The sequence below is a fragment of the uncultured Brachyspira sp. genome (genome assembly GCF_944393015.1).
Classification (GTDB): domain Bacteria; phylum Spirochaetota; class Brachyspiria; order Brachyspirales; family Brachyspiraceae; genus Brachyspira.
This window is the reverse complement of sequence record NZ_CALXYQ010000040.1, coordinates 1-26,552: the sequence shown is the minus strand read 5'-3', so window position 1 is coordinate 26,552 and position 26,552 is coordinate 1. Positions and strand designations below refer to the sequence as shown.

Genomic DNA, 26,552 nt, shown 5'->3' with positions numbered 1-26,552 from the left:
CGCTTCTTTTATTACTATGCTCGAAAAATCCTATAAGCCCCTCGATAATGAATTATCGAGGCGGATTTTTCTCGCTTTTTTTATTGCTATACTCGAAAAAAGTATAAAAACTAACCAATAATAAATTATTGCATCATTTTTATCTCTTTATAAATATTACTATACTCGAAAAAACACATAAGTCCATCAATAATAAATTATTTGATAAACTTTTTCTCGCTTTATAACTATTACTAATAAAAATAAAATATTCTAATATAATGAAAAAACATTATATTAGAATATATAAAATAATCAAAACTATTTACTATTATTTATTTAATTCTTCAATTAACTTTTTAACTCCGCTGCCTAATTCAAATTTGTATCCTAATTTTAAAAGGCTAGCCTCTAATGCTCCCATAGCCATTATTAAATCTCTTTCGCATACAAATCCAAGGCTTCCGATTCTAAAGATTTTATTTTCTAAATTACCCTGACCATTTGCAACTATTATATCATAATCTTCTTTCAAAGTTTTTCTTATATCAGGTACGCTTATTCCTTCAGGAGGAAGTATTGAAGTGATAGCATGACTTGCATTATTATCATCTTCTACAAGCAATTTTAATCCTATAGTTCTTACAGCAGCCCTTAAAGCAAGAGAAAGTTTTTTATGTCTTTTATTAACATTTTCAATACCCTCTTCTTTTATCATTTTTAAAGCAGTATGTAAAGAAGTTATAAGACTCACTGCAGGAGTAAAAGGGGTTGTATCTTTAGCTAAAGACTTTTTATGTTCAGTCCAGTTAAAATAAAAACTAGGATATTTACATTTTTCATGCATTTTGAAAGCATCTTCGCTTGCAGTTAAAAATGAAAGTCCAGGAGCAATCATAAATCCTTTTTGAGAACCAGATATAGCAACATCAATATTCCATTCATCAGTTTTAAACTCCATAGCACATAAACTTGTTATACCGTCTACAACTGATACAGCACCATGTTTTTTTATAATAGAACATAATGTTTTTACATCATTAGCAGCACCTGTTGAAGTTTCACTATGAGTAAGAGTTACAATCTTTATGTCTTTATCTTTATTCAAAGCTTCTTCAAGCATTTCAGGAGTTATAACTTTTCCAGCTTCAACTTCTACTTTTGTAACTACCGCTCCTCTGCTTGCAGCGATTTTTGCCCATCTTGCCCCAAAATTACCAATAGATAAGCATAATACTTTATCACCCTCATTAATAAGGTTTTCTAAAGCAGCACACATAGCACCTGTTCCGCTTGCTGTGAATAAATATACATCATTTTTAGTTTGGAACACATATTTTAAATCTTCATAAACTTCTTTTAAGATATTTGAAAATTCTTTGCTTCTATGTGCCATAGGATGTTTTGCCATTTCTATTAATGCTGATTCAGGTACTGGAGTAGGCCCTGGTATCATCAAAAATGTTTTATCTCTCATAATAAAAGTCTCCTTAAAAATCATCAATAAAATAAAAAAATATTTCATATATTATAGTACATATATTTTTTTTTACAATACTGTATCTAGTAATATTTATATAAAAATTAGATTATTTATATATAAAATAGTTATTTTATATATAAAAATGATTGTTTTTTATAATTTATTTAATATATAAAATATTATATATCATAAAAAATATTCTTTTCATAGTTATATTAATAATAATCATACATCTATAATAAAAAATAGTTACAAACTTATAATTAAAAATTATATAAAAATATTGTATATATTTCGGACTAAATATTATATTAAAATCATTAATAAAATGTATTTCAATGTATCCGTTTTAAATTAATACTTTTTTCTTTAACATAAATAATACATAAAATATTTTAATACAAAACTCCTTGACAATACAGTATCTTTTATATATTATTTAATATCTAATTTTTTATTTATCATAAAAACATACATATAACTTACTTTAATTTAAGGAAAACAAATAATGAAATCATTAAAAAAAGAAATTATATATCCTATTATATTTGCAATTCTTTCTATACTATTTTTCTATAGTAATTTAACATTTTCCTATCTTCAAATGGGCGATGTTATATTATGGGATATTAAAAATATTAAAGATGCAATATTCAGCGGAAATTTATATTTTTGGAATAATGCTTATTTTACAATAGCTACTTCTTCAACAGTACCTATTCACCCAAAGTCATTATTAATAGCATTATTACCTAATACTATATACCCTCAAGTAAGTATAATGTTTCATATTACTGTTATGGGATATGGATTATTTTTATTTTTAAGAGAAAAGAAATTATCAATAAAAGCATCTATGTTTGGTGCAGTTGCTTTGATGTTTTCAAATGCTATGATCACATTAATACTTCCAGGTCATTTAGGTAAATTTGAAACTTACTGTTATTTTCCATTTGTATTATATTTTCTTTCAAAAGCTATGAATAGTGAAAAATGGATTCATTTCCTTCTTACAGGTGCTTTTTTGGGTATAGCATTTTTAGGCGGAGCTTTGGACGTTGCAATGTACTTCGCTTTATTTTTATCATGTTATTTCTTATATTTGCTTTACAATAAAAAAAATGATAAGAAAATAATTGACTTTATAAAGACAGATATAAAAAAAATAATTCTTTTATGTGTAAAATTTGCATTAGTAGCAGTATTTTCTTTTTTGATGTCTATACAAATTATAATGATAACAAGAAATACTCAGGATATGGGAGCAGCTGGAGTTACAGATAAGAATCAATTATGGGAATGGGCAACAAGATGGTCATATCCACCTGAAGAAGTATTGGGATTCTTTATACCTGGATTCTTCGGATACTATTCAGGAAGTCAAACTCACCCTTATTGGGGAAGAATAGCTAATATGCCTGGAGAGCCTAAAACTTCAAACTTCTCTTTAACTTCTGCTAATATTGGTTATATCACTTTTATTTTTATAATATTTGCAATATTTATAAGCAGAAAAAAATACAGTGAAAAATATTTCTGGATTGGTACAGCCTTATTCTTTTTAATAGCAAGTTTCGGAAGATATTTTCCTGTTATATACGGAGCTTTATTTCAAATACCAATATTCAGAGATGCAAGAAATCCTAATAAATTTATAGAAATTATACCTATTCCATTTGCAATTCTTTCATCATTTGCAGGCGATTATATATTTAAAGCATTAGAAGCAAAAAAAGAGGATAAACTATTAAAATATTTAGAAGATGATTATAAATATATAAATATAGCTCAAAAAATTATGTATGCGATAACAATAGCTTCTGCCATACTTGCATTAATAACAATATTAACAAATGGAATGATATATAATAGTTTTGTAACTGATTGGAAGGAAGCTAATGCTGCATTAATATCAAAAAATATATTCATGTCATTTATAAGATTAACTTTAATATCTTCTTCTGTACTTCTTTTAATTAATAATGCCATTTCATTAAAAGAAATAACCATAAAAGATAAATTCCTTGTAATAGTACCTTTAATAGGATTTATATTATTCTCTGTGTATGATTTAGGACATATAGGTTTCCTTATAATAGGAAGTATAATAGTATTTTTATATGTTGTAATAGCTAATAAAGATAAATTATTCTATAAATATTTGCCTTATATGTTTATAGCTGTATTATTCTTGGATTTAGCTCAAAGCGGAAACATGTTTGTAGTAAAATCTAATTATGATCAAATGTATAAATCTACTCCTATAGTTGATCATATATTGAATGAAAAAGGCAATGAAACAACAATGCCTATATTGATTCCTTATCTATACAGATATACTACTCACACAATGCCTTATTACAAAATACCTTTAACTGAGCCTCCTGCTGCAAGCCGATTATCAAAAGATATTACTGATGTATTTTCAGCATTCAGAATAAATGATTATGTAGGTTATCAGCCTAGACTTATGGATTTACTTGGAGTAAGATATATTTTAAGTCCTACATATTTAGATCAGTCAATACTTTCTAATGATTTGACAAAGATAACTGAATATCAGGATCAATTCTCTGCTGCTGTATTATATGAACTTAAAGGATATAGAAATAAGTATGAATTTGTTAATAATGCCTATAATGCAGTAGATTTCAATGACGGACTCGGAAGAATTACAATGCCTAATTTCAATTTAGCTAATGAGGTTGTTTTGCTTAATAATTCAAATAATAATATCACTTTGAATAATGGAAATGCAATATACACTGCAGAATTACTTGAAGAAACAGATAATAAAATAGTAATTAATGTAAAAACTCCTGAAGCTGGTATTCTTGTATCTAAAGAACGTTATAATACAGATTGGTCTGTAACTGTAAATGGAGAAAAGAAAGAGCTATTAAATGCTAATTTATTATTCAGGGGTGTTTATGTTGATGCTGGTGATAATAATATTGTATTCGAGTTCACACCTACAATGAAATATTTATACAGTACAATAATTTGCTGGATAATATTTATAGTAATTTCTATTGTAAATATAGTTTTATATTTCAAAAAACAAGATAATTAACAATAAATTTTATAAAAATATATATTTTATGTAAAAACAGTTTTAATATTTTCATATTAGAACTGTTTTTTTAAATTTACAGCAAACATATACGATAATATGTAAGCAATAATTATAAAAACAAATACCTTGTAAACAAGAAGTAAAATATTTGTAAAAAATATTGACACATAATAATAAATATGATATACTAATAATATAAAAGGAGGAGGTTATTTATGAAAATACTAAAAGTAATATTAACAATTATCATAATCTCTTCCAGCAGTCTATTCGCTGATGATTGGATAGTTTCTCCTGAACAATTACCTGAAAGAGCTAGACAATTTATAGCTCAAATATTTCCAGATGCACAAATATGGTATGTTGAAATGGATGATGGTAAATATGAGGTAGAGCTTTCTAACGGCATAAAAATAGACTTCTTAGGAAATGGAGATTGGAAGGAAATAGATGCTGAGTATATTGGAATACCGTATAATGCCTTTCCTGCCAATGTTGCAAACACAATAAGAAACACATATCCGCAAACCGTTATAATAAGTGCTGAAAAGAAATGGGGTACTTATGAAATAAAGCTGAATAATATGATGGAGCTTTATATATCTTCTGACGGTCAGCTGATAGGACAAAAATTCGACGATTGATTTACTTTCCATCCCATATACAATGCAGGGTATTAGATTTCTAATGCCCTGTAATTTTTTAACATTCAAAATTTAAAACAAATTAAAATGAATAAATATAAAGTTATAAAGCATTATATTATCAATCTTTATAATACTTGCTGTAATATTCATAGCTTTTTATAACTCTCTCTACATAATATTCAGTTTCTTCGATATCAATGAATCTTCCTGTACGATACATATTATTAGTGCCGTACTCTGCTTTCCATCTTCTTCCTCTACCTGAACCTGCATTATAGCTTGCTGCTACTAATATATAATTACTTGCCTTTTGACTGCTGAATAACCAGCCTAAATGAGAAACACCTAAATTAATATTCTGCTTAGGATCTGTTAAATCTAAAGGATTGTATCTATATCTAGACTTTTTATTTTCAGCTGCTGCTGTTGTAGGCATTAACTGCATAAGCCCCATAGCTCCAACCCAAGACTGAGCTTTAGGATCAAATAGGCTTTCTTCTCTCATTATAGCATATACAAAGGCAGGCTCTATCTTATAGTATTTAGCTTCAGGTACAACATACTCATCAAAATATCTAGGATACACTCTCTTTCTAAACTCATCTGGAAGCAAATCAACATTATCATTATAAGGATATCCAAAATATTTACCTATATTTGCTGATACTTGTATAAGTCTTTTTGTATTTCCCGAATCTTTAAATATTTTCTCAGCAAAATAAAATAAAGGATATGTTACCTGAGTCTTTCTGAATATTTTATCGAACTCTGTATATGCATTATCATAATCGCCGTAATAATATAATATTATTGCTTTATTAACTTCCCTTCTAGTCTGAAGTGATAATTCATTAAATAAATCATTCTCGTTTCTATTGGCATATGAATCTTTTACAAATTTATTTCTCATAAGAATATTTTTAGCTAATGCCCTAGCCTCTCTTGTAATATTATCTTCTTTGCCTGTAGCAATATAATTTAAAAATTGTATCTTATTAAGCATTTGCATAGATTTAGTAAAATTAGAATCTGAATAATATCTTTTAGCTTCATTCAAATAATAAGTATTGCTAAGCTGAACATTAGCTATCATCTCATTATTGGCAAGACTCAAAGCACCTTTTACAAAATAATGGCTTTTACTTGTAAGAAGTGTTTTCATTAAATATTCATCTCTTTTTTCAATATCTCCAAACTCTTCAGCCGTCCACATATTCCAAGATAATGCAAAATCATGCCTGAAACTAGGATATCTTGCTTCTAAAGCTTTGGTAGCAAAATAAGTTTCTGTTTTATTGTTTAATTTGAATGCCTTTCTTAAATATGATTTTAAAGCAAGTTCTGTCTGCCAGCTTTTAGGAAATCTTTTCATTACATTTGTGAGATAAGTTTTTGCCTGAACTAAATTATTTCTATTCAAACTTAAAGTAACAAAACTATTATATATTCTAGGAACATAATCATCTCTAGGATATTCTTTCAAAAAAGTATTATAAAGATCCACTGCCTTATTATAATTTTTTAATTTAGTATAATTATCTGCTGAATAGTAAAGCCCTAATCTTCTATGTGATTTATTATTGGCATTTGATAAATATTCATCAAATAAAGCTGCAGCATCTTTTCTATCCCCAGACTTCTGCTTAATTCTAGCCATATAATATGTAGAACTTGCCTTATGTGAATTATTATCATATAAATCCTCAAAATGCTTCAAAGATGCCTTTCTATATCCTGCTTCATAAAGTATAGCTGCTGTTTTAAATTTTAAATTATTTGGAAAGGATGAAATATCTTCGGAAAAATTATTATTATAATATATAGCAGCCTCACTTAATCCGAATCTATTTAGAAGTTCATAAGCTATCATTCTAGCCTTATTAGTATCATCAGTATTTCTTAAAGCTCTTATTCCTACAAACTCTTTGATCCATTTTTGAGTCTTTCCATTAAAAAAATTGCTTATAGGATAATCATCTCTGTAAAACTCTGCTAATGCTTTATACTGTTCTGCATAAGGGTACAATGATGACCGCGGATATTCTTTCATTAATAAAGCATATAAATCTATTGCTTCATTGTACATATTTGTAAGCAAAGCACTTTTAGCACCGTAATATATAACATAATCTCTTATAATCATATCATCTTCTGTATTCATAATATTTGTAAATTGATTATAAGCCTCTAAATATTTTTCTCTATTATGAAGTTCTAATGCTGTACCATAATTTATTTTATTTTTTGATATAATATTCTTTTGTAATGATATATCCTGAGCACCTAATATAGATGTCATTACAATAACAATGATTTCAAAACAAAATGTAAAAAGTAAAACTCTTTTATTAAAAATTTTTAAGATAGTATTCTTCATTTAAAATAAGCCTGAAATAGTTTTTATATAGTAACTATTATTGTATTACTTTTTTGATTTTTTGCAAATAAATTTTACATTTCGATTATATACCTAAACAAACATATTTTATCAAAAATTATTTTTTATTATTGTTATGCTAACCTACATCTAAAGGCTTAACTTAATAAATTAAGTTACACGCCTGTGTCCCTATGGGAAGGGTTTCGGCTCACTTTTTATTAATAATATTATTAAGTTTTAAAGTGATAAACGAGCAGCTGATGACTGACTAAAGAAGTTGTCAGCTACATTTTGGCGAGTTTATCGCTAGCAATAATAATAAATTATTATTTTTTATTATTTTTGATATTAGTATAAAATTAAATATTAGTTATAATTTAATTTTTTAAAGCGATAAACGAGCAGCTGATAACTGACGAAGGAAGTTGTCAGCTACATTTTGACGAGTTTATCGCTAGCAATAATAAAGAAAATGTTTATAATCTTTTGATACTAATAAATTACTGTGAAAATAATCTATACCAAATTTTTCTTCATCTCGGTTAATATCTGTTATCATCTCTTTAGTTTTTAAATTCATTATATTAAGAGTATTCCATTTAGTTTGAGTGATAAGATGTATTTCATTATTAATAATACAAAATTCATTAGAATAGCTTGATACTTCAGAATGATAATCTTCTCTTTTTAAATAAATTACTTCCAATGTTTCTATATTTACAACAGCAGAATTTAAACCTTTCTCTTCAGTTATACATATATAAGGATACATTAATTTTAAAACTGTAGCTTCTTCTTTGGAATTTATATTTTCTATTTTTATTAAATATTTATACGAATTATCTTTTTTATTATACTTTATTAATTTAGAATCATCAGTAAATAAAAAATATTCTTCCAAGTTTTTATCATTTAAAATGGCACTCTCTATCATAGTGTTTATGATAAAATAAAAATGAAAAATATCAATGAGAATCTACTCAGCCCGCCCACCCGCCCCTATTTTTTATTAGATAAGCATTTATTTATATGCTTCTATATGTATAGTAGGCTCTATACTCAACTTTTCTCTTATTGCATTTTCAAATAATGTAGCTTTCAAATGTGCATCAAAAACAGTCATATCTTTAGGAAAACGCATATGAAAAGTTATTTCGCTATGATCTCCATAAGTATGTATATGAAAATGATGAAGATTTAAATCGGCATTATCTATATTCATTTCTTCAGCTATTTTTTTAATGCCGTCTATAGTTTCTTTAGAAGGGTACTCTCCTATCAGAGGTTTTACACTGGATTTAATAACATCAAAAGCAGCATAAAATATTACAAGTGAAACTAATATACTTAATACACTATCTAACCACCAAAAACTTTTACCAAATAAAATACCAACTAATATGATTATCGAAGTAACACTGTCACTTCTGTGGTGCCAAGCATCAGCATATAATGATTTTGAACCGGATTTTCTGTATCCCCAAAAAGAATACTGTGCTAATAATTCTTTAACAAGTATTGAAACCACCATAGCAATTATAGCCATAGTTGTAAATGAAGCTGATTTTTTATTCATAATGTTTTGAATAGCTTCAGAGAAAAAACTATATCCTATAAATACAAGCATTATTCCAACTATAAAACTTGTTATAAGTTCTATTCTTCCATGTCCGAAAGGATGTTCTTCGTCTGGAGGTCTTTTTGAAAATATTCCACCTATTATAACTATTATACTGCTTATACAATCGCTTAATGAATGCCAAGCATCAGCCATAATCGAAAGAGAACCTGTAAGCAAACCTACAGCATATTTAAAAGCAAATAATAATATATTGATGATTACAGATACTATACCCTCTATTATCATATATTTAGATTTCTTCTCATTACTCATGTTCATTTTATAACCCCAAATTAATTTTAAGCATTGTATTAAAGATAATCAATTTAATATAAAATGTCAATTATTCAAATATAAATTGTTGTTTACAGATTCGAATCTTTTAACTTTAATTAAAATAATATAACTAATATAAGAATCCTCAAAATCAAATTAATGTCTTGATAAAAGTTAAATTTTTTGTTAATATTTTATATTATTTAATTTTAAGAAAATAAAATATTTATAATAAGAAAGGAGAATAAAATATGTCAAATATAGCATTTCTATTTCCAGGTCAAGGTTCTCAATGTGCCGGTATGGGAAAATCTTTGTATGATAATGTTGCTGAATCTAAAGCAATATTCGATAAGGCAGCTAATATTTTAGACGATGTTGATATCAAAGCATTATGTTTTGAAGGAAGCGAAGACGATCTTAAAAAAACAGAAAATACTCAGCCTGCTTTAGTTACAGTAGGTATGGCTGTTTATGAGGCTTTAAAAGCTAAAGGTGTTAAAGGAAATTTATTTGCAGGTCATAGTTTGGGTGAGATTACTGCACTTTCAGCTGCAGGATATATATCATTTGAAGATGCTGTAAAAATTGCTAGAACTAGAGGTTTATTAATGGCTAAGGCTGGTGCTGATGCCCCTTATGGTATGGCTGCTGTTATGGGATTAGATTATGATGCAGTTTCTAAATGTATGCCTGAAAACAAAGAAGTTGTTGCTGCTAATTACAATTTAAAAGATCAGATAGTTATATCAGGATTACTTAGTGCAATAGAAGCAGTTACTCCTAAACTTCAGGAAGCTGGTGCTAAAAGAGTACTTCCTTTAAAAGTATCTGGAGCTTTCCATTCTCCATTTATGAAACCTGCTGCAGACAGTTTAAAAGAATTCTTAGAAAAAATCGAATTACATAACAATGATAATAAAGTATTATCAAATGTTACAGCTGAAGTTCATGACTTTAATTCTATAAAAGAAAATTTATATAAACAAATGTTCTCAACTGTAAGATGGTATGACAGCATGCTTAATATGCAAAAACAAGGAATAACAAAAATATTTGAATGCGGACCTGGAAAAGTTTTAGTTGGAATGACTAAAAAAATCACTCCTGACATAACAGCATTGCCTGTATTTGATATTGATTCTTTAAATGCTGCTATTCAATAATATAATTAATTAAAAATAAAAAAGACAAGATTTATTTTATTAAATATTTCTTGTCTTTTATTTTGCAAAAAATAATGCAATAAAAAAGGACATATAAAATTAATTATATGTCCTAATATTCTATATGGTTAATAGATTATAGTTTACCAACTAGATCAATTCCTGGTTTTAAAGTTTTAGCACCTGGTTTCCATTTAGCAGGACAAACTTCGCCGCCATGTTCAGCTACATACTGAGCAGCTTGAACTTTACGAACTAATTCATTAGCATCTCTACCAATTCCCATATCATGTACTTCATAAGCTTTGATCAAACCTTCTGGGTTTACGATAAAGCTGCCGCGTAAATCTTGTCCAACTTCTTCTACAAATACTTCAAAGAATCTTCCTAATACTCCTGTTGGATCTCCAAGCATAGTATATTTAAGATTAGCTATAGTTTTTGTAGCGTCAGCCCAAGCTTTATGTACGAAATGTGTATCAGCAGATACAGAATATACTTCACAGTTAATTTTCTTTAATTCTTCATAAACTGAACCTAAATCTTCTAATTCTGTAGGACATACAAATGTGAAATCTGCTGGATAGAAGAAAAATACACTCCATTTTCCTAAAACATCTTTAGTTTCAACTGTTTTGAATTCTCCATTTTGATAAGCTTCAACTTTGAAATCTATTAGCTTTTTATTTATTAAACTCATATTATAACTCCTTTTATTTATTGTTTGTATGCTCTAACAATACACTAAATAATAGTTTTTGTCAAGTAAAAAAGTATCTATATTAGTAAAAATTACTAAAAAATATCACTTTTTCATAATTTTAATTTATACAAAAAAACAAAGCCTTATTTATAATTTTTAGTTTTAAGCTGCAAAATAACATTATCAGTAAAAATTTTTATATATTCAAAACTTGCAGCAATATTTAATCTTATAAAACCCTTATAATCTTTAGAGAACCATTCTCCAAAGTCAACAGCTATTTTACAATCATCTTGTATAAACTCTTTAACCCTATCAGGATTAACAACTTCTCTTAAATCTATAAAAGGCAAATATGTACCTTCTAAAGGACTTATTATTATATCAGGTACTTTTTCATTTAATTCATTTTTAATATAATCATAATTTCTTTTTAAAGTTTTTAATAATCCGTCAAGCCAATCTGCTCCATATTTATAAGCAGCCTCCGCAGCAACCATACCAAGCAAGCTCAATTCAGTCTTACTTATGGTATTAACATAATCATTATATATTTTTCTCATGTCTTCATTAGGTATGATAATATGCGAATTCAAAAGACATGCTAAATTAAAAGTCTTTGATGCAGAAGTTACTACTATTAATTTATCCATATACTTATCTTTATTTTTTATGGAAAGTGCAGATATAAAAGGACGAATTCCCAAATTAATATCCTGATGTATCTCATCTGAAATTATATAAACATTATATCTTTTACATATATCAAAAGCTTTATCTATCTCTTCATCAGTCCATACTCTTCCTACAGGATTATGAGGATTACAGAATATCATCATTTTAACATTGTTTTTTACAATATCATTTTCTAATCTATCAAAATCTATAGAAAAAATACCATTATCATTATTCAATACGCATTCAATTAAATTCCTGCCATTATCTTTAACAGCATTATGAAAAGGATAATATACAGGAGTAAGTATAATAACAGAATCATTCTTTTGAGTAAAAGCATTAACAAGCCAATATATAGAAGTTACAACACCTGTAGAAAAACTTATCCATTCTTTTTTTAAATCTATATTGTATCTGCTTTTCTGCCAATTAAAAAATGCCTCAAAATAACTATCCCATAAAACAGTATATCCAAAAACTCCATGCATAACTCTTTTATTTATAGCCTCTATTACTTCATTAGGTGCTTTAAACTCCATATCAGCAACCCACATAGGAAGAAGTCCGTCCGTATTGAATCTTTTATCTTTTTTTGTTTCCCACTTTTCTGAATTTGTGCCTTCTCTGCTCACTAAATATTCATCATTAAATTGTTCTATTGTCATAAAATAATCCTAAATAAAAAATAAATATATATAAATATAACATTAATTTTAATTTTTCAAAATTATATAAAAATAGGCTGCATATAAAAAATATACAGCCTATAAAAAAAATTTATTTATAATAATAATTTACTGTTTCACATTTCCTGAAGCATTATTATTTTTGCTCATTGAATCCATACCGGATATGCTATAACGCATTTCAGTATCAGCCATAACATTCTTCATGTTATAATAATCTAATACTCCGATATTTCCTTTTTTAAGTGCTTCAGCAATTGCAAGAGGTAATTGAGATTCAGCTTCAACAACTTTAGCTTTCATCTCTTCAACCTGAGCACGCATTTCCTGTTCTCTGGCTATAGCCATAACTCTTCTCTCTTCAGCTTTAGCCTGAGCAATTTTTTTATCAGCTTCAGCTTGGTCAATCTGTAAGAAAGCACCGATATTGCTTCCAACATCAACATCCGCTATATCAATAGAAAGTATTTCAAAAGCAGTACCAGAGTCTAAACCCTTAGCAAGAACTACTTGAGAGATTCTATCTGGATTTTCCAAAACTTCTTTATGAGAAGCAGCACTACCTATAGTAGTAACGATACCTTCACCTACTCTAGCAATTATAGTTTCTTCTCCTGCACCTCCAACAAGTCTATTAATATTAGTTCTAACAGTAACTCTAGCAGTAGCCTTCACCTGTATACCGTCTTTAGCAACGGCGGCAATTAAAGGTGTAGCTATAACTCTAGGAGATACAGAAGTTCTTATAGCATCAACTAAATCTCTTCCTGCTAAATCTATAGCAGCAGCTCTTTCAAAACTTAAATCCAAAGAAGCCTTATCAGCAGCAATCAAAGCATCAGCAACTGCAGTAGGATTTCCTCCTGCTAAATAATGTGCCTCAAGCTCATTACTTCCTATTTTTAAACCTGCTTTCCATAACTTTATCTGATTTAATACTATAAGTGAAGGATTAACTCTTCTCAAACGCATAGTAATCAATGTTATCATATTTATTCTTACACCAGAAAATAAAGCTGTAACCCATAAACCTATTGGGAAGAAACGTAAGAAAATAATGATAAATATTAATATTATAACAATACCAATAAACATTGGAATAACAGGTATATAACCATAATCAAACATAAAAACCTCCAAAAAATAAATTAATTATGTACATAAGTTCCTATATACTCGCCTAAAAGAGCCTTTGTAATGTTTCCATTTGTATGCATATTAAATACTCTTATAGGCATATTATTATCATTGGCCATAGCAAAAGCTGTCATATCCATAACTCTTAAATTCTGATTAATAGCTTCTTTAAAAGTTACTTCATTATACATTTTTGCATCTTGATTCTTTTTAGGGTCTTTATCATAAACCCCATCAACATTAGTGCCTTTTAATACTATAGAAGCACCAATCTCTAAAGCTCTAAGTATTGCAGTACTATCAGTTGTGAAATAAGGATTAGAAGTACCTCCTGCAATTATCAAAACATTTCCTCTTTCTAATATACGAATTGCTTTGTCCCTTTCAAAACCTTCTATCATACCTTCAATATTAAAAGCAGAAAGTATTTGAGTAGGAGTGCCTGCTGCCATAAATCTGTCTTTCAAAGCTATAGCATTCATAATAGTGGCAAGCATACCCATAGAATCTGCAGTAGCTCTAACCATACCTGTTTTATCAGATAACTGCATACCTCTGAAAATATTTCCTCCGCCTACAACAACAGCTATTTCTGTATCACTTCCAGCCTCTTTCATCTCTAATGCTATTCTATCAACAACATTATTATCTATACCATATTCTTTTTGACCAAGTAAAGCTTCACCTGATATTTTGAGCAATACTCTTTTTTTCATTATTGACCTCTTTATTAAAGTTAATTTTTTGAATTATACTATTTTTTTCATATATAATCAAGATTTAATAGTTCATATCATTAAATAAAAATATTTTAGTATATACCTAAGCAATTTCATTTTGTAAAAAATAAATTTATATTTTTGTTTTTATATTTGGGGCTTTGCCCCCGCGAAGCGTACCCGAAGGGTAACCCCACTTCTTTTGTTGCCACAAAGAAGCTTATATCCTCGACAAGCTCGGATACGCTTCGCGAAAGGCTATATTTGAACTTAAATGTAATAAATTATTTTACATGTAAGACAATTTTAGTATTATTTAGTACTAATTTTATATTTGCACTTTTTGGTTCTTTTTGCGGCGGGAAAAAGAACAACAATAAAATTGACAAATTGTAGTTGTTCCAGTATATTAAAAATCTAAAAATTTTTTTAAAGCATCATTAGTGAGTCTGTAAACTCTGGCATCCTTAACCATTTCAGCTCCGGTTGATAAATAAAAATCTATACTCGATTTATTCCAATCCAAACATTGCCATTCAAGTCTTCCGCAATTCCTGCTAAGAGCTATTTTTGCAACTTCTTCAAATAGTTTCTTACCGTATCCAAAGCCTCTGTATTTTTCATTGACATATAAATCATCTAAATAAAGCCCATGCCTTCCAACAAAAGTAGAAAAAGTTTCAAAAAATACAGCATGACCCACTGGAACATCATCTTCAAAAGCAATAACAACCTCTGCCTTTTTCTTTTCAAAAATATTTTCTTTTAAACTTTCCTCTGTAAGATTGAGTTCATGCTCCAAGCTCTCATAAACAGCAAGCTCTTTTATGAATCTCATTATAGTTGGTATATCTTCAACAGCTGCAAATCTAATACTAAATTTTTTATCACTCATCTATACAAACCTTCAAATTTTATAATAATTATTTAACAAATCATTCTTCAGCAAATCTTTTTAAAACTTCATGGCTTAGCCTGTAAGAATTCCAATCTGACATCTCAATTGCATTGAGTGATAAATAAAAATCTATACTAGATTTATTCCAATTCAAACACTGCCAATCCAATCTCTCGCATCCTCTTTCAACTGCAATCTTTGCCACCTCTTTTAAAAGTTTTTTTCCATATCCTAATCCTCTATAATCAGGATTAATATATAAATCTTCTAAATATACACCTGCCTTTCCCAAGAATGTAGAAAAATTATGAAAGAATAATGCATATCCTATTTCTATATTATTTTCTGAAGCTATTAAAACTTCGCATTTCTTCTTTTCAAATATCCATTCTTTAAGTATCTCTTCAGTTGCAGTAACTTCATGCTCTAATTTTTCATAACGTGCAAGCTCTTTTATAAATTTCAGTATTAAAGCACAATCTTCTACAGCGGTAAATCTAATATCAAATTTCTTATTACTCATTTACAAACCTTTTATATTATTTTAAATTATTAGGGTTCAAACATTTAAGACTATCAATAACAAATAATCCGTCTTTTCTTATCAATTTATCATCAAAATAAATTTCTCCGCCGCCGTATTTTTTAGTCTGTATACATACCAAATCCCAATGTATTTTAGAGCTGTTTCCATTACTAGCATCATCATAACAAGCACCGGGAGTAAAATGGAAACTTCCCATGATTTTTTCATCGAATAATATATCTTTCATAGGTTCTGTAATATATGGATTAACTCCTATAGCAAACTCTCCTATATATCTAGCACCTGCATCGCTATCCAATATTTTATTTATTCTGTTTGTATCATTGCATGAAGCATTAACTATTTTTCCGTTTTTGAACTCGAATTTAATATTCTCATAAGTAAATCCGTCGCTATATAAAGAAGGTGTATTATAAGATAAAACACCATTAACAGAATTTTTCACAGGAGCAGTATATACTTCTCCGTCAGGTATATTGAGTTCTCCGGCACATTTTATAGCAGGTATATCTTTTATAGAGAAAGTTAAATCAGTGTCTTTTCCAACTATTCTCACTCTATCAGTTTTATTCATAAGTTTTACTAAATTATCCATAGCCTTAGACATTTTAGAATAATCCAAATTACAAACTTTAAAATAAAAATCTTCAAATTCATCTGTACTCATAGAAGCCTGCTGAGCCATAGCTGGTGTAGGATAATTCATAACAACCCATTTGGTATTTTTTACTCTCTCTTTCATATGAACAGGGTCAAGATAAAACTTTTCATATATAGCATGATTCTCCATTTTTACAGAAGAACTTTCTGAACTATTTAATCCGCCCCATATTCCAACATAAGCATCCATCTCTTTCATAAGCATTAAATCGGATTTAGCCCAAATTTTCATCTGCTCTTCATTACATTGCTTCAATAATTCTCTAAGTATATGAGGGTCATGATTCCAAACAAAAGGACTTGCCCCTACTTTATAAACCTCTTTAATAATAGCATTTACTAAATTTCTTTCCTCTCCCTCACCATAGCATTTTATAAGTATTTTTTCACCTTTTTTTAATTTGCATGAATAAGTAACTATATTTTTAGCCAATTTTTCTATTCTAGAATCTTTCATAAAATGTTTCCTTAATAATTTTAATTCATTTATTTTAGATTGATTAATTTTACATAATAAAAAATAATAATCAATATATAAATTATAAAACGCTATAGAAAAAATATTATTTAGATATATAATTTATAAAAAATAAATTTGGATTATAAAATGAAAAATAATATATTCTCTATAATATTTATAATTATATTTAGCTCTTTATTGTATGGTCAAAATAATGCAAAAGATGTTGAAGGTTTCTGGGCTATGCCTGAAAAACCTAAAGGCAGAATGAAAATAGCCAAAATAATAGTTATTGATAATAAAGTGTATGCTTATGGTATAGCATTGCATGACGATGTAAAAAGTACATTAGATATACATAATCCTAATAAATCATTAAGAGATAAAGATTTAAAAGGGTTGATATTTATATATGATATAGAATTCAAAGACGGTGAATGGCAAACAGGAAGAATATATCATACAGATCAAGGAAGCACATACTATGCCAAAATAAGTTTATCAGATGATAAGAAAACATTATTCCTAAAAGCATCATTAGATAAAAGAGGCATAGTAGGAGCTACCGTAGAATGGACAAGACTCTCAAAAGAAGAATCTAATAAATATTCAGATATTCCTGTAAATAAATTAAGAACAATAGAAGGTAAAGGAATATAAATATTAATTAGTTTTTTCTATAATCTCGGCCTTACTAAAGTTATATATACCGAATATATCATAAATAACATTTGTTAATTTTGAATTTTGCATTACAGTTCCGGCATAATAATATATTGGAATAATAGCCATATCATTCATAGCAATACTTTCAGCTTCATGCATATACATACTTCTATCTGAATCACTTTCAGCAAGTGAAGCATTTAATAAAGCCTTATCAAATTCAGGATTACTATATCTGCCCTCATTCAATACATATCCTGTTTTTACTAAAGATAAAAATGCAGCAGGGCTATTATATCCGCCAATCCAACCCTGTCTAGCCATATCAAAATTTCCATCTCTTCTAGTCTGTAAAAGAACAGCCCATTCTTCCTGCCTTATAACCATATTTATATTTAATGCTTCTTTTAACATAGCTTGTATACTTTCGGCAATAGTGATATGAAAGCCCGGATTACTTATAAATTCAAATACAGGAAAATTTTCTCCATTAGGATAACCAGCCTCTGCAAGTAAAGCCCTAGCCTCTTCTACATTATTTTGATAATCCTCGCTTTTAGTAGAAAAATATCCATCTCTTTTATTTCTGAAATCATTTGTACTGTCAACATCTTTTATATTATAAGGAACAATAGCAGCAGCAGGTTTTTCTCCTCCTTTCATAATATTATTCACTATATATTCCCTATCTATAGCTAAAGAAATAGCCTTTCTCACTCTAACATCATTAAAAGGTTCTTTTCTATTATCAACCTCATAAAAATAAAGAGATATATTAGGTACAGGTCTTGCAATACCATCTTCTAAAAGTTTTTCTCTGTCATTTATAGGCGTATTATGATAAAAATATATTTCTTCATTTATTATTGCTGACATTGCTGTATTATCATTATCTATAAACTCAAAATTAATAATATCGGGTTTTATCTCTTTATAATTCCAATAGTCAGTATTTTTGCGAACTACTAATCTTGAATTATGATCCCAACGTACAATTTGAAAAGCCCCGTTTCCAACCATAGTATTAACATCTAAAGTCCAGCCGTCCTCATTTTTACTTACTATATCCTCTCTCAAAGGTGTGTAAGCAGTATGAGCTACCATCTCTGCAAAATAAGGTACAGGATATTCTAATTCTACATATAAAGTTTTATCATCTAATGCTTTAACTCCTAATGTTTCTTTATCTTTATTACCCATCATTATATCACTTGCATTTTTTATAACATCTAGAAGTATTGAATATGAAGCCCCATTCTTAGGATCAACTATACGTTTCCAAGCATAAGCAAAATCATTAGCTTTTAAATCCATTCCGTCAGACCATTTTGCATTGCTTCTAATATTAAAAATATATATTGTATTGTTATTAGATGAAGTCCAGCTTTCAGCAGCACCTGGTATTATATTATTATTTTCATCTCTTATAGTTAAATTCTCAAATAAATGTGTTGTATATATCATAGCATCTACTGCAGAATTTATAGTAGGGTCTATAGTTTGAGGTTCAGGACCAACAGATACCGTTAATTCATTCAAAATATTTTTAGGCTCTTTATGGCATGATAAAATAAAAACAGCATAAAATAAGTAAAATAATTTAATTAATATATTCTTTTTCATAAGATAATACTTCCTAATATGGTATTAATATTTTATAGTATCGAAATAAATTATAATTATCTAACTTAAAAATTATTTTTATTATTGCTTGCTAGGGCTTGAATTAATCAATTAAGTCAATGGATTCAGCTCACCGTTATTGCTATATTAGCATTTTATTGCGGCTAGTAATAAACGCACTTAATATTAGCTAACAACTAAAGTTATCAGATGATCTTAAAAAAATTTGCAAATAAAAATTGTGAGTATATAACTAAACAACTATATTTTGTCAATTTTCACATTTTTATAAATCTAAATTATAATTTTTTATGAAGTAAAATTTTCTAATATTTATGATATATCTTTTACATACAAGATATATTATTGATTTTGTATAATAAGTAGTCAACCGCATGCATAGTTGGCATTTGATAAGATGAAACAGTACCGTACGGGAAGGTGCCGCAGCTCACGGTTGACAAACTTAAAAATTTTCAGTATATACTAATAACAAATAATTTTTTATTAATAATAAAAAATTATTTTGTATAAATTTTACCGCCATGTTTTTCCTTTATTTTTGCAACTGTATCGGATATCATATTTACAGATTCCATAATATCAGAAAATACATCAGGCTTTATAGACTGTGCCCCATCACATAAAGCATGTTCAGGATCATTATGTACTTCTATAATCATACCATCAGCACCAGCAGAAATAGCCGCCAAAGTGAGAGGAAGTGCCATCCAAGATTTACCGCTTGCATGCGAAGGATCTCCTATTACAGGCAAATGACTTAAACGCTTTATTGCAGGAATTGCTGAAACATCGAAAGTATTTCTAGTATAAGTTTCAAAAGTTCTTACACCTCGTTCGCATAATACAACATTCTCATTCCCTTGATTCAGTATATATTCTGCACTCATAAGCCATTCTTCTATAGTGCTTGATAAACCTCTTTTTAAAAGTATAGGCTTTTTTAATTTTCCTACTTCTTTTAAAAGCTCAAAGTTTTGCATGTTTCTTGCACCTATTTGAATCATATCCACAGTATTTTCAAAATCCTCTAAATGTCTTATAGAAACAATCTCACTTACTATAGGTATTCCAACTTCTTCTTTTGCAAGTTTTAATATTTTAAGTCCGTCAAGTGCTAAACCTTGAAAAGCATAAGGTGAAGTTCTAGGCTTAAAAGCTCCTCCTCTAAGTATAGAAGCTCCTGCAGCTTTTACGCTTTTAGCAATATTTATAACCTGATCCTCACTCTCAACTGAACAAGGCCCTGCTATTATGACAGGTTTACCCTCACCTATTTTAACACCGCTTACATCTACTACAGTATCTTCTTTTTTAAATGCTCTGTTTGCTCTTTTGAATGGCTCCTGAACTTTCAATACTTTAGATACACCCGGCAAAGAAGCTATTAACTCTCTGTCTATCTTTGAAGTATCTCCTACCATTCCTATTACAGTATAATCTACTCCGACACTTTTATTTATACCAAGACCTGCATTTTTAAGTCTTTCTATAATACTGTTTACATGCTCTTCTTTTGCATTTGGTTTCATTACTACTATCATAATATAATTCTCCTTAAAAATAATTTTAAAATTTTATGCATAAAATAGATAATAATTTTTGTTTTTAAAGCCATAAATGATAATATGTCATTAAAAAGTTATCAAATAGCTATGAAAATTAATAATATATATGTGTGTGTGTGTTTAAATTAGAAAAATAGATATACTGGCGCCTTAAACGCCATAATAGAAAAAGTAATAAGCGTAGATGCTTTTGAAATTATTTGAAATAATAATACCTTTCATAGTAATTAATTATATACAAATTATAAAAAAAGTCAATAATTTATAAAAAAAATAATAAGCATTCATAAAAATAAATTTATAAATGCTCATTATCAAATAATATTTTAAGCTAAAGATAAAGCAACTTCCATCATATTAGTAAAAGTCTTCTCTCTTTGTTCAGCAGTTGTAGCCTCCCCTGTAACTAAAGAATCAGAAATGGTTACCATACAAAGAGCATTAACACCAGCATAAGCAGCATTCATATATAAGGCAGCAGCCTCCATCTCAACAGCCAATACTCCCATTTTTGCCCATTTAGGAGTAGCATTATTAGCACCATAAAATACATCAGATGAAACTATATTACCAACATGATAATTTATTTTCATTTCATCAGCTTTATTAACAGCTTTTCTTAATAATTCATAACTAGCTATAGGTGCATAAGTGCCAGGAAGCTCATATTGTGCAGCATAATTAGAGTCTGTGCAAGCTCCCATTCCTATAACCAAATCACCAATATGAAGTTTATCCACTAAAGCACCGGCAGTACCTATACGAATTAAATTCTTACAGCCATAGAAATGTATAAGCTCATAAGAATAAATACTGCAGGAAGGCATTCCCATACCAGTACCTTGAACAGAAACTTTCTTTCCTTTATATGTACCTGTGAATCCAAACATATTTCTAATGGAATTATATTGAGTAACATTTTCTAAAAAATTCTCAGCTATAAATTTAGCTCTTAAAGGATCTCCCGGTAAAAGTATAGTTTCAGCAATATCGCCTTTATTGGCAGCTATATGAGGTGTAGCCATATATATTTCTCCTTTATTCATTTTTTATTACTATGATTATTATAAATATTAATCTTTTTTATATCAAGCAAAGTAATAATTTTATAATTAAAACTAATTGATAAATATAATATTTTGTATATACTGATATTCTAGGAGTTTAACTATGGAAAAAAGAGAATTAACGGAAGAAGAAAGAAATGTAATAATTTTTAAAGGCACAGAATATCCTTTTACAGGCGAGTACAATGATTTTTTTGAAGATGGTATTTATTGCTGTAAACAATGCGGTGCTGAATTATATCGCTCTGAGGATAAATTCAAATCACATTGCGGCTGGCCTAGTTTCGACGATGAAATAGAAGGTGCAGTAAAAAGATCATTAGATGAAGATGGTTACAGAATAGAAATAACATGCAATAATTGCGGAGGACATTTAGGACATGTATTTATAGGGGAACATCTAACTGCAAAAAATACAAGACATTGCGTCAATTCTATTTCTTTAATATTCAAGCCTAAAAAATAATTATTAATTTCAAAATAAAAAAGGACTTATATATTTTTTATATAAGCCCTTTTATTTTTTATATTATATTAATTATATAAATATTATTTTTTATTTAGCTCATTGTACTCTTTAAATAATACAGAAACAACGCCGCCCAATGCTAAAAGTCCCAAAAGGTTCGGTATAACCATAAGTCCATTAAAAGTATCTGCTAATGACCATACTAAATCAACTTTTAATGCTGAACCTAATAACACGAAACCTACAACTAATACAGCATAAACCTTTTTAGCTTTAACTCCAAATAAATATTTTATATTCTGTTCACCAAAGAAATACCAACCTATTATTGTAGTGAAAGCAAAGAAGAATAAACATATAGCAACAAATATAACACCAAAATAACCAAATCCTAATCTGAATGCTTCCTGAGGCAAACCAACCCCTTTCAAAATTTCCGGTATATCAGCAGCAGATGTTAAAGGATATATTTGTGTCTGCAATATATTTGAAGTTAATATAACTAAAGCTGTTAAAGTTACAACGATGAAAGTATCAAAAAATACACCTATCATAGCAACCACACCCTGTTCGCATGGATGTTTAACTTTAGCTAAAGCATGAGCATGAGGAGTAGAACCCATACCTGCTTCATTAGAGAATAAACCTCTTGCCACACCGAAACGCATAGCCTGCTGAACACCTATTCCTAAACCTCCGCCTATAACAGCCTGAGGATTAAATGCTGAAGTAAATATTAAAACTATAGAAGAGCCTAAATTTTCAATATTCATTAAAATAATTATTAAAGAACCTATTATATAGAACAAAGCCATTATAGGTACTATCTTTTCAGCAAATGAAGCTATTCTTTTAAGTCCGCCTATAAATATAAAAGCAGCTATTAAAGCACATACTACACCAACATATATAGGCTTGATTTGAGGAAATGCATTAACAAAAGCACCGCTTATAGAGTTTGACTGTACCATATTTCCCATAAAGCCCAAAGCTAATATAATAAATATTGCAAATAAAACAGATAATACTTTACCAAACCAACCTTTATAAGCGGCCTGAATATAATAAGCAGGACCTCCTATAATATGACCGTCCTCTGTTGTAGTTTTATATTTTTGTCCCAAAGATGCCTCTACAAATATAGTAGCCATTCCTAAAAAGGCAGATACCCACATCCAAAATATAGCACCAGGACCACCTGATATTAAAGCAGTAGCAGCCCCAGCTAAATTACCTGTACCAACTTGTGCTGCGATTGCTGTTGCTAAAGACTGAAAAGAACTCATACCTTCTTTACCTGCGGATTTACCCATTAATGATAGACTTCCGAATGTTCTATCCCAGCCGTCTTTAAATTTGAAAATTTGCACGAATTTAAATCTTATAGTGAAATAAATCCCGCTTCCGCATAGTAAAATTATTAATAAATAATCCCATAAAAAACTATTAACTTTTGCTACTATAGATGATACAGTATCCATAATAAACTCCTATGATTTTTAATTTTATATTACAAAAAAATATTTCTGTCATTATAAAAATTAGTAAAAAAGTTACTAAAATATATTGCATCATTTTAAAATATTATATTGATACAAAAATCTTTAATAATCAGTTCGCAATTATTACGAATATTACTTTCCATATAATTGAATAAATTTTACTAAATTATTTGCGTAATATTATATCATAAATAGTATTTTTTTGATATAGCATAATACATATTAATATAGTAAAATATGAATAATAATAATTTTTATAATAATAATAATTAATTGAGTTAAATTAAAAATTATAATTGTACAAAATTGACAAACTATATTTATTTGATATATTTATATTATAATATAAAAAATAATTAAAAACATATTTTAATACAAGCTATAAATGAAAATAATGAGTTTTGTATAAAAATATTTTATACTTTTTATGAAAAACAAATTTTATATAATTATATTTTTATTAGCATCTCTTTTTATTCTAATTAATTCATGCAGAAAAATAAATTTATTAAGTCCTTCAATTATACCTCCTCCAACAGAATTTCCAAATAACGGACAAATACCAGAATATCCTACACCAAGCCCAACACTGCCTATACCTCCTGAAAAAACAGAAGAAAAAAATATAACTGTTACTCCAGAAATTGTAAAAGACGGAACTGTATTCGGGGGATAATGAATACGAATATGATCCTAATACTAAAAGATTAACTCCAACAGGTAAAGGAGCTATATTAAAAATAGATAATAATGGAAAAACTATAACTAAAATACATAGTCTTTCATTGGGTGATGATTTAGAAAAAAGAGAATATTGGACTAATCTTAATTCAAGAAAAGTTTTAATAGAAGAAAGCAAAGTAAGAATTCCCGCATCTGGTGATTATGGATCAATATATACAAAAACAGAGAAAAAATATGAATATAAAAACATAAAATATTATAATACTAATTTTAAATATATATCATCTGTTTTCCTTAATTTGAGAGGCAAGGACACTTCAGACTTGATAAATTGGATTGACTCTCCTGATGTTTATAAAAAAGAATATATTTTGCCTAAATTAAATTTTGATAATCCGAATTTCCAAGGAAGAATAGGTTCAGGACATGCTGATACTACATTAATGTATTTTAAAGGTAAATTTTTACTATTTACTCACCCTACAGTATATGATTATTATACAGATGGATTTATTCCTCCGTCAAGTGAAGATTTTTATTTGGATTCAAAATATTATTATAGTATAGATGTTGGAAAAGATACATCTGACCCTAAAAATTGGCAAACCAATGAAACACCTTGGGGAAGAAGAACTAGGATTGATAATTATCGTTATGACGGTAAAAAAATGTATATGGCAGGAGGAAATTCATACGCATATAAATATAATACTTCTGACGGATATTGGTATCTTGATATATTAAAAGCCTATCTACCTACTATGGAAGGTGGAATATGGTCTACTGAAGATGGTATTAATTGGGAGCTAGAAAAAACACCATATCCTTTTAGATATGCTGGAGAGATTGTAAACTATCTTAAAATAAATCCTTTAATTACATATACAGCCTCTGATGATGGTACACCTTTTGAACCTAAATACACAGAACTTAACGGCAAATATTATAGGACTTTCAATACAACATATCCAATACCTCCTGTAAAAGAAATTATGGAAACAGCTAATAGATTTGAAACCAATTTCACAATTACAGAAGAACATATTAAAAATTCAGGTATTTATCAAATTCAAATGTCTTCTGTTCACCCTGATAAAGCTAAAGAAACAGATTGGATTACAATAGTTCCTAAAAATCAAATAACTTCATCTACAGCTTGGGAAAGCGGCGGAGCAGATTTATTTAATTTTAATGGAAAATTAGTTCGTTTGGTGGATTATGACAGAGAGTTCAAATTAAATAATCAATATCAGGAAGCATTAAATTTATCTGCAAAATATTATAATTTACTTACAAATGCCCCTATATCAGAATATAAAAAGAATTGTTATTACTTTTTATACTATAAAGCTATGGCTGATATGATTAAAATAATTAAAGATAAAAACAATGAATATTTCAAACCGGATAAGGCTTTCACTCATTACACTTTTGAAATAAACTAAAAAAATAATAAGTTTTAATATTATATAAATACACAATATATATTTATAGTATTATTTTTATACATAACAACATTTTTAGTATATAAAATTTATACAGTCATAATAATTGAAACATAAAAATAATTAATAAAATAGAATCATAATGTATTAAAACAAAACATTTCATACCTATTGATTGGCATATTTTTTGCATATATAATAATGTTCAGCAATTAAATGCTGAAACCAAATTATTTAATCAAAACTTAAATAATTAATTTATAAAGGAGTTAGGCGGTTTAAAGCCGTTAATTAATTAGAATATGGATTATAACAAATATACAATAAAAGCCCAAGAGGCAGTAAATGAAGCTGCTAATATAGCTAATGGTGAAGACCATAATGAAATAAA

General features: G+C 28.1%; 20 protein-coding genes and 1 pseudogene. 6 read left to right on the top strand and 15 right to left on the bottom strand.

From position 1 onward, the window contains the following. Nucleotides 1–310 precede the first annotated feature (310 nt). Nucleotides 311–1,456 (bottom strand): alanine--glyoxylate aminotransferase family protein, encoded by a 1,146-nt coding sequence (locus Q0K19_RS11765; protein ID WP_014487701.1) that lies wholly within the window; start codon nt 1,454–1,456, stop codon nt 311–313. A 514-nt stretch (nt 1,457–1,970) separates the two neighbouring features. On the opposite strand from Q0K19_RS11765, the gene Q0K19_RS11760 reads away from it, so the two are divergent. Next, nucleotides 1,971–4,535 (top strand): hypothetical protein, encoded by a 2,565-nt coding sequence (locus Q0K19_RS11760; protein ID WP_297248167.1) that lies wholly within the window; start codon nt 1,971–1,973, stop codon nt 4,533–4,535. 218 nt (nt 4,536–4,753) lie between these two features. Further along, entirely contained in the window at nt 4,754–5,182 is a 429-nt protein-coding gene (locus Q0K19_RS11755; RefSeq protein ID WP_048594256.1) for a PepSY-like domain-containing protein, read from the top strand. 121 nt (nt 5,183–5,303) lie between these two features. Here Q0K19_RS11755 and Q0K19_RS11750 read toward each other — a convergent pair whose 3' ends face one another. From Q0K19_RS11750 to Q0K19_RS11740, 3 genes are all read right to left on the bottom strand, one after another. Continuing rightward, nucleotides 5,304–7,562, bottom strand: coding sequence for a transglycosylase SLT domain-containing protein (locus tag Q0K19_RS11750; protein WP_297248164.1), 2,259 nt, complete (start codon nt 7,560–7,562; stop codon nt 5,304–5,306). A 457-nt stretch (nt 7,563–8,019) separates the two neighbouring features. Continuing rightward, nucleotides 8,020–8,499 (bottom strand): hypothetical protein, encoded by a 480-nt coding sequence (locus tag Q0K19_RS11745; protein WP_297248163.1) that lies wholly within the window; start codon nt 8,497–8,499, stop codon nt 8,020–8,022. Nucleotides 8,500–8,586: 87 nt separating this feature from the next. Beyond that, nucleotides 8,587–9,465, bottom strand: coding sequence for a cation diffusion facilitator family transporter (locus Q0K19_RS11740; RefSeq protein WP_297248161.1), 879 nt, complete (start codon nt 9,463–9,465; stop codon nt 8,587–8,589). 248 nt (nt 9,466–9,713) lie between these two features. Here Q0K19_RS11740 and fabD point away from each other — a divergent pair, with 248 nt between their 5' ends. Next, nucleotides 9,714–10,628, top strand: coding sequence for an ACP S-malonyltransferase (fabD, locus tag Q0K19_RS11735; protein ID WP_012669742.1), 915 nt, complete (start codon nt 9,714–9,716; stop codon nt 10,626–10,628). A gap of 136 nt (nt 10,629–10,764) precedes the next feature. Here fabD and ahpC read toward each other — a convergent pair whose 3' ends face one another. The 7 genes from ahpC to Q0K19_RS11700 all read right to left on the bottom strand — a co-directional run bounded on the left by ahpC (nt 10,765) and on the right by Q0K19_RS11700 (nt 17,113). Beyond that, nucleotides 10,765–11,328, bottom strand: a complete 564-nt coding sequence (gene ahpC, locus Q0K19_RS11730) for an alkyl hydroperoxide reductase subunit C (RefSeq protein ID WP_014488150.1) — start codon at nt 11,326–11,328, stop codon at nt 10,765–10,767. A gap of 146 nt (nt 11,329–11,474) precedes the next feature. Then, nucleotides 11,475–12,674, bottom strand: coding sequence for a MalY/PatB family protein (locus tag Q0K19_RS11725; protein WP_297248156.1), 1,200 nt, complete (start codon nt 12,672–12,674; stop codon nt 11,475–11,477). A gap of 129 nt (nt 12,675–12,803) precedes the next feature. Further along, nucleotides 12,804–13,823 (bottom strand): flotillin-like protein FloA, encoded by a 1,020-nt coding sequence (floA, locus tag Q0K19_RS11720; RefSeq protein ID WP_014488152.1) that lies wholly within the window; start codon nt 13,821–13,823, stop codon nt 12,804–12,806. Between the two features lie 20 nt (nt 13,824–13,843). Further along, nucleotides 13,844–14,548 (bottom strand): UMP kinase, encoded by a 705-nt coding sequence (gene pyrH / locus Q0K19_RS11715; RefSeq protein ID WP_297248153.1) that lies wholly within the window; start codon nt 14,546–14,548, stop codon nt 13,844–13,846. A gap of 412 nt (nt 14,549–14,960) precedes the next feature. Next, nucleotides 14,961–15,446 (bottom strand): GNAT family N-acetyltransferase, encoded by a 486-nt coding sequence (locus Q0K19_RS11710; protein ID WP_297248151.1) that lies wholly within the window; start codon nt 15,444–15,446, stop codon nt 14,961–14,963. 40 nt (nt 15,447–15,486) lie between these two features. Beyond that, entirely contained in the window at nt 15,487–15,972 is a 486-nt protein-coding gene (locus Q0K19_RS11705; RefSeq protein WP_297248149.1) for a GNAT family N-acetyltransferase, read from the bottom strand. A gap of 16 nt (nt 15,973–15,988) precedes the next feature. Then, complete coding sequence (locus tag Q0K19_RS11700; RefSeq protein ID WP_297248147.1) at nt 15,989–17,113, bottom strand: aminopeptidase; 1,125 nt, start codon at nt 17,111–17,113, stop codon at nt 15,989–15,991. A 150-nt stretch (nt 17,114–17,263) separates the two neighbouring features. Between Q0K19_RS11700 and Q0K19_RS11695 the strand changes: the two genes are divergently transcribed. After that, complete coding sequence (locus Q0K19_RS11695; protein ID WP_297248145.1) at nt 17,264–17,776, top strand: DUF2147 domain-containing protein; 513 nt, start codon at nt 17,264–17,266, stop codon at nt 17,774–17,776. A 3-nt stretch (nt 17,777–17,779) separates the two neighbouring features. On the opposite strand, the gene Q0K19_RS11690 is transcribed toward Q0K19_RS11695, so the two are convergent. The 3 genes from Q0K19_RS11690 to deoD form a co-directional block, all read right to left on the bottom strand. Then, nucleotides 17,780–19,405: a peptide ABC transporter substrate-binding protein gene (locus tag Q0K19_RS11690; protein WP_297248143.1), complete on the bottom strand. Its 1,626-nt coding sequence runs from the start codon at nt 19,403–19,405 to the stop codon at nt 17,780–17,782. A gap of 521 nt (nt 19,406–19,926) precedes the next feature. After that, complete coding sequence (gene aroF, locus Q0K19_RS11685) at nt 19,927–20,970, bottom strand: 3-deoxy-7-phosphoheptulonate synthase (protein WP_297248141.1); 1,044 nt, start codon at nt 20,968–20,970, stop codon at nt 19,927–19,929. 350 nt (nt 20,971–21,320) lie between these two features. Further along, nucleotides 21,321–22,019, bottom strand: a complete 699-nt coding sequence (gene deoD, locus Q0K19_RS11680) for a purine-nucleoside phosphorylase (protein WP_014487684.1) — start codon at nt 22,017–22,019, stop codon at nt 21,321–21,323. Between the two features lie 145 nt (nt 22,020–22,164). Between deoD and Q0K19_RS11675 the strand changes: the two genes are divergently transcribed. Next, nucleotides 22,165–22,527 (top strand): methionine-R-sulfoxide reductase, encoded by a 363-nt coding sequence (locus Q0K19_RS11675; protein WP_048594247.1) that lies wholly within the window; start codon nt 22,165–22,167, stop codon nt 22,525–22,527. Nucleotides 22,528–22,610: 83 nt separating this feature from the next. Here the strand turns inward: Q0K19_RS11675 and Q0K19_RS11670 are convergent, their stop codons facing one another. Continuing rightward, nucleotides 22,611–24,011, bottom strand: a complete 1,401-nt coding sequence (locus tag Q0K19_RS11670) for a sodium:alanine symporter family protein (RefSeq protein WP_297248136.1) — start codon at nt 24,009–24,011, stop codon at nt 22,611–22,613. 448 nt (nt 24,012–24,459) lie between these two features. On the opposite strand from Q0K19_RS11670, the pseudogene Q0K19_RS11665 reads away from it, so the two are divergent. Next, a pseudogene (locus Q0K19_RS11665) lies at nt 24,460–26,161 on the top strand (hypothetical protein). Nucleotides 26,162–26,552 lie beyond the last annotated feature (391 nt).

Excerpts from the sequence above, each read along its gene's own strand:
- Q0K19_RS11765 (WP_014487701.1), bottom strand. The coding sequence starts at position 1,456 with ATGAGAGATAAAACATTTTTGATGATACCAGGGCCTACTCCAGTACCT.
- Q0K19_RS11760 (WP_297248167.1), top strand. The coding sequence starts at position 1,971 with ATGAAATCATTAAAAAAAGAAATTATATATCCTATTATATTTGCAATT.
- Q0K19_RS11755 (WP_048594256.1), top strand. The coding sequence starts at position 4,754 with ATGAAAATACTAAAAGTAATATTAACAATTATCATAATCTCTTCCAGC.
- Q0K19_RS11750 (WP_297248164.1), bottom strand. The coding sequence starts at position 7,562 with ATGAAGAATACTATCTTAAAAATTTTTAATAAAAGAGTTTTACTTTTT.
- Q0K19_RS11745 (WP_297248163.1), bottom strand. The coding sequence starts at position 8,499 with ATGATAGAGAGTGCCATTTTAAATGATAAAAACTTGGAAGAATATTTT.
- Q0K19_RS11740 (WP_297248161.1), bottom strand. The coding sequence starts at position 9,465 with ATGAACATGAGTAATGAGAAGAAATCTAAATATATGATAATAGAGGGT.
- fabD (WP_012669742.1), top strand. The coding sequence starts at position 9,714 with ATGTCAAATATAGCATTTCTATTTCCAGGTCAAGGTTCTCAATGTGCC.
- ahpC (WP_014488150.1), bottom strand. The coding sequence starts at position 11,328 with ATGAGTTTAATAAATAAAAAGCTAATAGATTTCAAAGTTGAAGCTTAT.
- Q0K19_RS11725 (WP_297248156.1), bottom strand. The coding sequence starts at position 12,674 with ATGACAATAGAACAATTTAATGATGAATATTTAGTGAGCAGAGAAGGC.
- floA (WP_014488152.1), bottom strand. The coding sequence starts at position 13,823 with ATGTTTGATTATGGTTATATACCTGTTATTCCAATGTTTATTGGTATT.
- pyrH (WP_297248153.1), bottom strand. The coding sequence starts at position 14,548 with ATGAAAAAAAGAGTATTGCTCAAAATATCAGGTGAAGCTTTACTTGGT.
- Q0K19_RS11710 (WP_297248151.1), bottom strand. The coding sequence starts at position 15,446 with ATGAGTGATAAAAAATTTAGTATTAGATTTGCAGCTGTTGAAGATATA.
- Q0K19_RS11705 (WP_297248149.1), bottom strand. The coding sequence starts at position 15,972 with ATGAGTAATAAGAAATTTGATATTAGATTTACCGCTGTAGAAGATTGT.
- Q0K19_RS11700 (WP_297248147.1), bottom strand. The coding sequence starts at position 17,113 with ATGAAAGATTCTAGAATAGAAAAATTGGCTAAAAATATAGTTACTTAT.
- Q0K19_RS11695 (WP_297248145.1), top strand. The coding sequence starts at position 17,264 with ATGAAAAATAATATATTCTCTATAATATTTATAATTATATTTAGCTCT.
- Q0K19_RS11690 (WP_297248143.1), bottom strand. The coding sequence starts at position 19,405 with ATGAAAAAGAATATATTAATTAAATTATTTTACTTATTTTATGCTGTT.
- aroF (WP_297248141.1), bottom strand. The coding sequence starts at position 20,970 with ATGATAGTAGTAATGAAACCAAATGCAAAAGAAGAGCATGTAAACAGT.
- deoD (WP_014487684.1), bottom strand. The coding sequence starts at position 22,019 with ATGGCTACACCTCATATAGCTGCCAATAAAGGCGATATTGCTGAAACT.
- Q0K19_RS11675 (WP_048594247.1), top strand. The coding sequence starts at position 22,165 with ATGGAAAAAAGAGAATTAACGGAAGAAGAAAGAAATGTAATAATTTTT.
- Q0K19_RS11670 (WP_297248136.1), bottom strand. The coding sequence starts at position 24,011 with ATGGATACTGTATCATCTATAGTAGCAAAAGTTAATAGTTTTTTATGG.